General features: G+C 29.2%; 3 protein-coding genes. All 3 read left to right on the forward strand.

What is annotated here, in order from left to right:
• On the forward strand, positions 1 to 391 hold a 391-nt coding region (locus tag KA468_RS10200), incomplete at its 5' end, for a hypothetical protein (protein ID WP_291242833.1).
• A gap of 482 nt (positions 392 to 873) precedes the next feature.
• Positions 874 to 2,055 (forward strand): hypothetical protein, encoded by a 1,182-nt coding sequence (locus KA468_RS10205; RefSeq protein WP_291242834.1) that lies wholly within the window; start codon positions 874 to 876, stop codon positions 2,053 to 2,055.
• Positions 2,036 to 2,848, forward strand: a complete 813-nt coding sequence (locus KA468_RS10210) for a hypothetical protein (protein WP_291242835.1) — start codon at positions 2,036 to 2,038, stop codon at positions 2,846 to 2,848. The genes KA468_RS10205 and KA468_RS10210 overlap by 20 nt, the downstream gene beginning before the upstream one ends.
• Positions 2,849 to 2,859 lie beyond the last annotated feature (11 nt).

Here is a 2,859-nt window from a genome sequence, read left to right on the forward strand (position 1 = left end):
GAACACACAGTATGCGAACCCGCATTTTTTCGTATTAAACAAAGGACAAAACAGCGGCAAACCTCAAAACGAACCTTTTACCAACAGCTTTGTTTTGGTCTTCCAAACGGAAGAACAAAAAGAAAACGTGTATTGGATAGCCATGAGTTTATGGAAATCCAATTTCTGGCACCAACATCTAAAAGGTTCTGTTATACCGTTTATTTCAATTTACGAGTTTAAAAATGAGTTTAATCCAAAAGTTACAAGAGTAATGCGAGAACACGAGCAGCATTTAAAAAATGTCCAAGCACTAAAACTTCTGCAAGAAAAGGAAAACAATTTCAACAAAAATATTCATCTCATCAATGAAATTAGAAGCGCTATTTTATTAAGGTATAGGTTAAAATAACCTAATCCTTTGCAGAGGGGTTAAATAAAAAATGAAAAAGTTTTTCAATATCATTCTACGGTATAATTGAATCAAATAAATAAAAATGTATGAGTAATAATACACCAGAAAATTAAGTGTTTTCACGTAAAAAATAGTAGTAATGCATAAGCTAAGTTTGAAAAATTTTTAAAACAAAAAATTTAATAAATCAAAAAGTCAAAAAAAACCTACTTTAAAATTAAGCCAATCTTATGTATAAGGTATGTAATTAATCAGAAAGTTTCGAAAATAAAAGAGTTGGCATAAAATTTTGAAAACGGTGCTAAAAAGTCGAATCGCTTGCAGAACTTTGATTCAAAGTAAGGAAATACGAAAAGTTAGTATTAGTAAAAATAGTTAAGTCAGCAGGGCGGTACAACTAACTTAAAACAAATATTGTTCCTAAAGTTATCGTCCTTTCGGTAGTCCGAATTAATAAAACGGGAAATTAACTATAAATTATGAAGAATAATATATTAAAAATTGTATTTTTGCTTACACTTTCATTTAATTCTTGTGATAAAGCAGAATTAACACAAGATGAAATAACAAAAGCAAACAAAACAAGTTCTCAAGAAGCAATGAGACAAAGTAGTATGTTTGATTACATAGAATCAATTAATGTAGATAATGGTTTAAACACAGAATGCGAAAACAATATTTTAATTTTTCCAAGTTGGGAAAAGTACCATCTTACAATTGAAAAATTAGATGAATTAACAGAAAACTATTGTGACGCTTTTGATGCAAATGTTCCAGCTGATATTTCTGATGAAGAATATGATGCTTTATGTGAAAGTGCTGGATTTGATGAAGATAATATTTTAAGACAATTTGAAGAAGATTTAGCATTTTGTTCCTTGCGTCAAAAAATAGAAGCTGAAGAAACTGCATGGTTAGAATTGCAAGGTGATGGTGACTGGAATGCCGATGAAGATCCTGACAATGATTTTATTGATGAAGAATCGGAAAGAGCATTATTAAGCCATGGGCACGAAGTAATTATTGGCTCAAAAGAAAGAGGCTATACAATCTATAAGTTCTACGATGATATGGGGTCTTACATAACAATAAATGGTCTTAATCTAGAAACTTTAAATGCAATTAATAACGGTACTCCAGCTAGTTCTTTGCCAAATGTAACAACTTACACTCCTCCAAGACCAAATGGAAAGTGTAAAGATAAAGTTAAAGAAGTTAAATATGAGTGGAATAATGATAACAGGATAAAACGAATTAGTAAAGTAAGACCTGCCATTGGCTCAAGTTCAAACTCAGACTATCAGACTAATAACAGTATTTTTCCAAGTAAAATTAAAGCAAAAACAGTTGGATACAAAAAAAACAGGAGAGGTAAATGGAAGAAAAAAAGAACTTGGATTGTTGCTGCAATCAATGCTGAAAATCATACAGTAGGTGGTATTGGTTTTATAGATTGTGATTTAGCAACAGAGCCAATTTTTGAAGAAAAGAACAAAAGAAGAAAAAAGGTTAAAGTTAAAAAAACTTCTGTAACAACAATTGCAACGGTAGGTTCTCCGAATAGGTTTAATTTTACACTAAATGACAATAAACTATATAGTAGACATCAACAAGGAACTATATTTATAAACAAAGATTATTATGATATGCCAGAAAATTAATTTAAACATAGTTGCAAGCCTTTGGCTTGCAACAATATTTTCAATATACTCTTATGCACAAGAGGCAGAAAATATTTATCATAAGCAATATTCAAAACTAAGTTTTGTTTTACAACCTTCAATTTTAAAGCCAAGTGAAGCACATAATTACGATGGTTCAGCCTATCCAAGTGTAGAATTTACAAAAGACTTTTCGTATCAATTTGGTGTGTATTATAATTTTGCTCAATCTGGTAATTTTAATTTTAAAACAGGTATTATTGCAAAAGAATTTATACCAAAATTTGATTTAAATATTACAGACCAAGATGTTGGAATGGGTGTAGATTATACTTTAACAGAGATAGATTCGTACAGTCAGTTTTTACTTTCAATTCCTCTTAAAATGGAATATTTTATTAAAATTAATCCTAAACTTAATTTAAGCTTGGGCTCTGCAATTAATATGAATATAATTACGGGTACAAATTTTGAACATACTACTGGTGTTAGCGTCTATAGCATAGATGGAAGTAATAGTAAAGATATTTTTTATTCAAAATCAGTTCAACATCAAAACTTAAATTTTTCAACAGAACTTTCTTTAGGTTTCAATTATAAAACAAAGTATGCCTTATTTGATTTAAGTTATTTTATAAACAATCAACTTGGGTCACAATACACAAAAGGTGAATATCAAATTTATAATTTAACACAATCTGGAACAAAAAATGGTCAGTTTAATATTTATAGTAGTTTTCATGGTTTAAGCCTTGTTGTTTCTCCAAAAAAAGGATGGTTGAAACGGAAATAACTGAAATAATT

The sequence above is a fragment of the Flavobacterium sp. genome, from assembly GCF_017985075.1.
In the GTDB taxonomy this organism is placed as follows: Bacteria; Bacteroidota; Bacteroidia; order Flavobacteriales; family Flavobacteriaceae; genus Flavobacterium.